Source organism: Pseudonocardia sp. SID8383, assembly GCF_009864975.1.
GTDB classification, from domain to species: domain Bacteria; phylum Actinomycetota; class Actinomycetes; order Mycobacteriales; family Pseudonocardiaceae; genus Pseudonocardia; species Pseudonocardia alni.
This window is the reverse complement of record NZ_WWFY01000508.1, coordinates 1-369: the sequence shown is the minus strand read 5'-3', so window position 1 is coordinate 369 and position 369 is coordinate 1. Positions and strand designations below refer to the sequence as shown.

Here is a 369-nt window from a genome sequence, read left to right as displayed (position 1 = left end):
GAGCTCCGCTGCCCGCTACCGGGGCGCGACCGCGACGGCACCCGTCGGCCCAAGGGAGGTGCCACGACCGGTCGAGGGCCGGGCCCGGCCGCCGCGGGGCCGCCGGCGTCTCCGCGTCACCCTGGCCGGGGTCGTCCCGGTGGTGCTGGTCGCGTCCGTCACCGTCGCCGGTCTCCTCGGGACCGGGGTGCTCGGCGGGGTCGCTCCGGCGGACCAGCGGGTCGACGACCACGTCCCGGTACCGACCTTCGCGTCCGGCCCGTCCGTCGACGACGCCTCGTCGATCCCGATGCCGTCGCGCTGGTACGGCTCCGGCACCGGGATCGCGCCCACCACGGCACCGGTCGCGGCCCGCGAGACGCGCGCGGC

Annotated in this window: 1 protein-coding gene; it reads left to right on the top strand. The window is 79.1% G+C overall.

Annotated features, from left to right (window positions below; genetic code table 11):
• Positions 1-58 precede the first annotated feature (58 nt).
• Positions 59-369: hypothetical protein (locus GTW08_RS12235; protein WP_202417077.1), on the top strand; the 311-nt coding region annotated here is incomplete at its 3' end.